This is a genomic window from Bifidobacterium sp. (genome assembly GCF_050874245.1).
Taxonomy (GTDB): Bacteria; Actinomycetota; Actinomycetes; order Actinomycetales; family Bifidobacteriaceae; genus Bifidobacterium.
Window position 1 is genome coordinate 23,155 of sequence record NZ_JBNMKH010000022.1, and the last position, 6,277, is coordinate 29,431.

A 6,277-nucleotide genomic window follows, 5' to 3' on the forward strand; every position below is an offset into this window, starting at 1 on the left:
CAGCAAACGCAAAAGCCCGTAATCGCAATCGATTACGGGCTTTTCTTGTCATGGGGCCGTTATCGGCCGTCCATCGAAGCTTCCGTCAGAACGTCACGGCGGCAAATGCGGCGATGCCCACCGCCGCACCGGTCAGCATGACCGGCAGCAGTGCGATGCCGATCCACGGGGAGCGTGCATCGGGCTCCGGGTCGGCGTCGCGATGCCAGAAGTACGAGCACACGCCGAGCACCACGGCCACCAGCACCACGACAACCGCAGCGATGGCCCACGTCATGGTGGTCGGACCAACGAAAGCGCCATCGGCTCCGGCCGCCACGGATACCGCGATGGCCTTGTCATGCGTGGTCGGCAGCAGCGTCGGCAGGAAGCACCAACCGGCGCTGGCGATCATGGCGGCGCCTTCGACCACGCCGTGCGACAGCGAGCGGATCAGGTGCGTGCGGTTCTCGCGTGCCATCTGGCGGCCAAACGACACGATGACCAGCACGATGAGCAGTCCGCCGACGCCGGCAATCCAGCCTTCCTCCATGGAGAAGTTTCTGGAGCCATCCGTCCCGGCGGGGAAAATCGTGCGCCCCAGCATCATCGTCGTGGCGCACACCACCGACAGCAGGCCGGCCACAACGGCGATCACATGTCCGGCAGCGCCGTCACGGAACGGGCTGAACGCCACCAGCAACGCGATCATCGCCAGCGAGCCGATGACGGAGAACGACACCACGGCCGGCTTGGCCGGATTACCGTATGTGATGCCGGGAATCAACGCGAGCACGACCAACACCACGTACGCGACGATCTGAATCGCCAGAACCTTTCCGAAGGCGACCTTCGACGCAGGTTTCCGGGCAACGTCCTTCACAGCGGCCATCCTCGACCCCCTTTTCATATTATGGTCAATACGTATGCAATATGAATAAATGTAGCCGTATGTGTCCACATACTTCGGCTACAATCGACGAAACGCCGATAACACATTTCGCGTGTACAATCGCGTCAACAGTATAAGACAAAGGGAGCTGACGTGACGGATCTTACGCTTATGACGTTCGCTAGCGACCCGGCTACCGTCCTGCCTTCGTTGGCGTTGCTCTCCCACCGCGTGCGCGTGCTGCCGATGGATGCGGCCAGCCTGGTGAAGATGCCTGAGAACACCATTCTGTTTCTTGACGCCCGCGACGATCTGGCCACCGCGAAGACGCTGTGCCGGCTGATTCACGCGTCCGGCCTGTCCACGCCGATCGTGCTCATCCTTCCCGAAGGCGGCTTCACCGTGGTCAATTCGCAGTGGGGCATCGCCGATGTGGTGGTCGCCACGGCATCTCCGGCCGAGGTGGAGGGGCGTCTGCGTCTGGTCTCCGAACGTGGCAACGCGCCGGTCAACACTATCGCGGGGCATGGCGATCAGGGTGTTCAGGACGAGGATGGTCTAATCCGCTCCGGCGATCTGGTGGTGGACACCAATGGCTATACGGCCAGCCTGCATGGCCACCCGATTGATTTGGCGTACAAGGAATTCGAATTGCTCAAATATCTCGTGCAGCATCCCGGCCGCGTGTTCACGCGCGCGCAGCTGCTGCAGGAGGTGTGGGGCTACGACTATTACGGCGGCACCCGCACCGTCGACGTGCACATCCGTCGTCTGCGCGCCAAACTGGGCGGCGAATACGAGCATCTCATCGGCACCGTGCGCAACGTCGGCTATCGTTTCGACCCTCCGGAGGAGAACGAGCATGAGACCGCGGCCAAGGACGCGGCACGCGACGAGGATGGCGAGACCGGCGAGAACTAGGTTTTCCTGCGATTACGCCATCGGTTCCGCTGATTCGCGCCGGCTCATGTCGGTTTTCGCCGATTTCGACGGTTCCGCTGGTTTCCGCATACGAAGGGTGGGCTGAAGGCATGCCTCGGGAATCGAAGAAGGCCCGGATCGCGCGCATGCACGGCGAATACGAACTGCTGTGCGAGGAGATTCCCCATCCGAAATGCGCGTTGGATTTCCATTCGCCTTTCGAACTGCTGGTGGCCACGGTCCTCAGCGCGCAGACCACCGACAAGCGCGTGAATACGGTCACGCCGGAGCTGTTCGGCGAATATCCCGGACCGGCCGAGCTGGCGGCCGCGAATCCCGAACATGTCGAGGACATCATCCGCACCATCGGTTTCTTCCGTACGAAAACACGCAATATCATCGGGCTTTCGCATGAATTGTGCGAACGATTCGACGGCAAGGTTCCAGCCGACATGGCTTCGCTGGTCTCCCTGCCGGGCGTGGGGCGCAAAACCGCGAATGTGGTGCTTGGCAACGCGTTCGGCGTGCCCGGATTCCCCGTGGACACGCATGTGATCCGGGTGACGAGGCGTCTGCGGTGGCGTTCCGATTGGGCATCCCCCTCCCCTGATCCAGTGGCCATCGAACGTGAGATCACCGCCTGTTTCCCGCCCGAGAAGTGGACGGATCTGTCCCACCGTCTGATACTGCACGGCCGTGCCATCTGTCACGCGCGAAAACCGGACTGCGCCGATTGCCCGCTCAACGGCACGTGTCCGAGCGCGTTCGCCGCGTAAGCGTCCGACGTGCCTGCCGTGTTCACCAAGTCTGCCGTGTTCTCCGGGCGAATCGCACGCATCGTCCGCCTTACGCTTGTCCGTTATACGCGTCCGCCGGCCAGAACGGACCGTGTAGCGCACGTCAACTAGACTCGGGTGCATGGATGAAAACGGGCGGAAGCGCAATCTCAAGGACGAAGCCACGCGATGGCTGATATTCCTCGGCGTCGCGGCGGTACTCAGCGTGATGCTGTGGCTGGGACTGTCGCTGGTCGAGCACAAGAACCCTATCGCCTCCTTCGGCACGCTCTCCTCCAATTCGTCCGTGACGGTCGGCATCGAAGGCAAGGCGCCGGAATCGCTTGATATCCGCACCGAACAGGGCACCGCCGTGGAGCAGGCGCTGCTCGGCAACGTGTACGAGACGTTGGTGTCCCGCAGCGACACCAACAAGCTGCAGCCGGGAATCGCCTCCTCCTGGCAGATCTCCGGCGACGGACTGACCTACACATTCGCGCTGCGAGACGGCATGACCTTCTCCAACGGGCACAAGCTCGACTCGTCCGACGTGGTCTGGTCGCTGCAGAACACCATCAACAACCATTACGTGGGCTCCGACCAGCTCGGCGACCTGAAAGAAATCACCAATCCGAACGCGGACACGGTGTCCGTCACGCTGTCCAAGCCGAATCCGCGGCTGCTGCGCGCGCTGGCCGGACGCGCTGGCATCGTGTACGACCAAGAGAACAAAGCGAACTACGCCAAAACCGCGGTCGGATCGGGTCCGTTCACTGTATCCGACGCGTCGAAATCGCAAATCGTGCTGCAGCGCAACAATTCGTATTGGGGAGGTAAAGCCGCCTCATCGCAGGTGACCCTGTATTACTACGGCGACGAGGACGCGATGACGAACGCCATGAAAGCCGGGAAAATCGACATGGCATTGCCGCTCAGCGCATCAGCCGCCGACGGACTCGGCAAGACCGACGGCATCACGGCGGTCAGCGGCATCAGCTTCGACAAAGTGCTGCTGGCGTTCAACAACGACGGGAACAGCCCCTTCTCCGACGAGCAGATCCGCAAAATGACGCGGTACGCCATCGACGCGCAGTCCATCGCCAAAAATAGCCCGGACGCCTATGCCGCGCTGGGCGGGCCAATCAGCCCGCTCGAGGACGGCTATGAGGATCTGAGCGGACTGTACCCCTACAATCTCGGGCAGGGGCAGCAGATGCGCTCCTACTTCGGCGCGAACTACATCGCACCGATCGACATTCTGGTGCCGAAGCAATACAAAACCATCGGCGACACCGTGAAGACCGCAATCGAAAGCCTCAACGTCGGCGCCAATCTGGAGGTGCTCGATTCCGCCGCGGACGTGACGGAACGCATGAACGCGGGCACGTACAACATCGCGCTGACCACCATGAGCGGCGAAGGCGACGCGAGCGTTTTCGCGAACGGCCAATCCGTGTTCCATTTCGAGAACGGCGACGCGCAGCAGGCCTACGCCAACGCCATGGCCGCCACCAACGATGACGATTATCAGGCGCGCATGCGCGATTACGCGCGCATCGTCAGCGAGGACGCCGCCAGCGACTGGCTGTACACGCGCAAGAACTTCATCGCCGTGTCCGACCAGCTGCAGGGATATCCGAAGAATCTGACCGACCGGCTGCTGCCGCTGGACAAGGTGAGGCTGGGCTGAGAGGCAGCGCCGTTTTTGCTGCGGATTTTCCGCGATTTGCGTGCGATTCCGGCATTCGGTTCGATGGAAGCCGGCGCTATGGCAGTTGTCACATTCGCTTTCTAGACTAACGACTATGACTGAAAGCCAAGATAACACCATCAACGCGAACCTCACGCCGCTGCCCGACAGGGTCGGCGTGGACGGTCTCGAAGACAAGTGGCGTGGCGTCTGGGACGAGAGCGGAGTCTACAAGTTCCAGGGCACCCGCGACCGCAAGGCCGTCTATTCCATCGATACCCCGCCGCCCACCGTTTCCGGCCACCTGCATGTGGGCCACGTGTTCTCCTACACGCACACCGATGTGATCGCGCGTTTCAAGCGCATGAACGGCTACGACGTGTTCTATCCGATGGGCTGGGATGACAACGGCCTGCCGACCGAACGCCGTGTGCAGAATTACTACGGCGTGCGCGTGGACACGTCGCTGAAGTACGATCCCGATTTCAAGCCGCCGTTCGAAGGCACCGACGGCAAGAAGATCGACGCCAAGGACCAGGTGCCGATCTCCCGTAAGAACTTCATCGAGCTGTGCGAGAAGCTCACCGCCCAGGACGAGAAGCAGTTCGAGGCCCTGTGGCGTTCCCTGGGCCTGTCCATCGACTGGTCCCAGACCTACCACACCATCGGCGAGCACCCGCAGCGCGTAGCGCAGAAGGCGTTCCTGCGCAACCTGGCCCGTGGCGAGGCCTACCAGAAGGATGCCCCCGGCCTGTGGGACGTGACCTTCCAGACCGCCGTGGCTCAGGCCGAGCTGGAATCCCGTGAATACCCGGGCTTCTACCACAAGGTCGCCTTCCGCTTCGAGGATGGCACCCCGATCTACATCGAGACCACCCGTCCGGAACTGCTGGCCGCCTGCGGCGCGCTGATCGCGCACCCGGACGACGAGCGCTACAAGAAGTACTTCGGCCAGTACGTGTACTCCCCGCTGTTCCACGTCAAGGTCCCGATCCTGGCGCACAAGGCCGCCGAGATGGACAAGGGCGCCGGCATCGCCATGTGCTGTACGTTCGGCGACGTGACCGACGTCGAATGGTGGCGTGACCTGAACCTGCCGCTGCGTTCCATCATCCAGCGCAACGGACGCATCGTCATGGACACCCCGGATTGGATCGAAACCGAGGAAGGCAAGCGCATCTTCCAGGAGACCGCCGGCAAGACCACGTTCTCCGCACGTAAGATCATTGTCGACGAGCTGCGCGCCTCCGGCGATCTGGACGGCGAGCCGACGCCGACCAAGCGTATGACGAACTTCTACGAGAAGGGCGACAAGCCGCTCGAAATCGTCACCTCCCGCCAGTGGTACCTGAAGAACGGCGGCACCGACGAGAAACTCAACGCCGAACTCATCGAACGCGGCAAGGAGCTCAACTTCCACCCCGACTTCATGCGCGTGCGCTACGAGAACTGGGTGCATGGCCTGAACGGCGACTGGCTGATCTCCCGCCAGCGCTTCTTCGGTGTCCCGTTCCCGCTGTGGTACCCGGTGAAGGAAGACGGCACCCCGGATTATGATCACCCGATCACTCCGAGCGAGGATCGTCTGCCGATCGACCCGACCGACGATGTGCCGGAAGGCTACACCGAGGACCAGCGTGACGTGCCGGGCGGCTTCACCGCCGAACCGGACATCATGGATACTTGGGCGACTTCTTCCCTCACCCCGCAGATCGTGACCCGCTGGGAGGAGCCGGGCGAGGAGAACCAGGCGATCTTCAACGCCACGTTCCCGATGGATCTGCGTCCGCAGGGTCAGGACATCATCCGCACCTGGCTGTTCTCCACCATGGATCGCGCGCACTTGGAGAACAAGTGCCTGCCGTGGTCCAACACCACGCTGTCGGGCTGGATCCTCGATCCGGACCACAAGAAGATGTCGAAGTCCAAGGGCAACGTGGTCGTGCCGGACAAGCCGATCAAGCAGTTCGGCGCCGACGCGGTGCGTTACTGGGCCGCCGCCGCCCGTCTGGGCCTGGA

Annotated in this window: 5 protein-coding genes; 4 read left to right on the plus strand and 1 reads right to left on the minus strand. The window is 62.3% G+C overall.

Features of this window, described 5'->3' with window-relative positions:
- Positions 1 to 85 precede the first annotated feature (85 nt).
- Positions 86 to 871: a hypothetical protein gene (locus tag ACR0P8_RS03955; protein WP_432623873.1), complete on the minus strand. Its 786-nt coding sequence runs from the start codon at positions 869 to 871 to the stop codon at positions 86 to 88.
- Between the two features lie 171 nt (positions 872 to 1,042).
- Between ACR0P8_RS03955 and ACR0P8_RS03960 the strand changes: the two genes are divergently transcribed.
- The 4 genes from ACR0P8_RS03960 to valS all read left to right on the plus strand — a co-directional run.
- On the plus strand, positions 1,043 to 1,792 hold the full coding sequence (locus ACR0P8_RS03960; RefSeq protein WP_432623875.1) for a winged helix-turn-helix transcriptional regulator: 750 nt from the start codon (positions 1,043 to 1,045) through the stop codon (positions 1,790 to 1,792).
- Between the two features lie 110 nt (positions 1,793 to 1,902).
- Positions 1,903 to 2,568 carry an endonuclease III gene (gene nth, locus ACR0P8_RS03965; RefSeq protein WP_432623877.1) on the plus strand — a complete coding sequence of 222 codons (666 nt, stop codon included), beginning with the start codon at positions 1,903 to 1,905 and terminating at the stop codon, positions 2,566 to 2,568.
- A 142-nt stretch (positions 2,569 to 2,710) separates the two neighbouring features.
- A complete protein-coding gene (locus ACR0P8_RS03970) occupies positions 2,711 to 4,258 on the plus strand; it encodes an ABC transporter substrate-binding protein (protein WP_432623879.1) in 1,548 nt (515 codons plus the stop codon).
- Positions 4,259 to 4,373: 115 nt separating this feature from the next.
- On the plus strand, positions 4,374 to 6,277 hold a 1,904-nt coding region (gene valS / locus ACR0P8_RS03975; RefSeq protein ID WP_432623881.1), incomplete at its 3' end, for a valine--tRNA ligase.

Coding starts and splice junctions, on each gene's coding strand:
- ACR0P8_RS03970 (WP_432623879.1), top strand. CDS start 2,711: ATGGATGAAAACGGGCGGAAGCGCAATCTCAAGGACGAAGCCACGCGA.
- ACR0P8_RS03960 (WP_432623875.1), top strand. CDS start 1,043: ATGACGTTCGCTAGCGACCCGGCTACCGTCCTGCCTTCGTTGGCGTTG.
- ACR0P8_RS03955 (WP_432623873.1), bottom strand. CDS start 871: ATGGCCGCTGTGAAGGACGTTGCCCGGAAACCTGCGTCGAAGGTCGCC.
- nth (WP_432623877.1), top strand. CDS start 1,903: ATGCCTCGGGAATCGAAGAAGGCCCGGATCGCGCGCATGCACGGCGAA.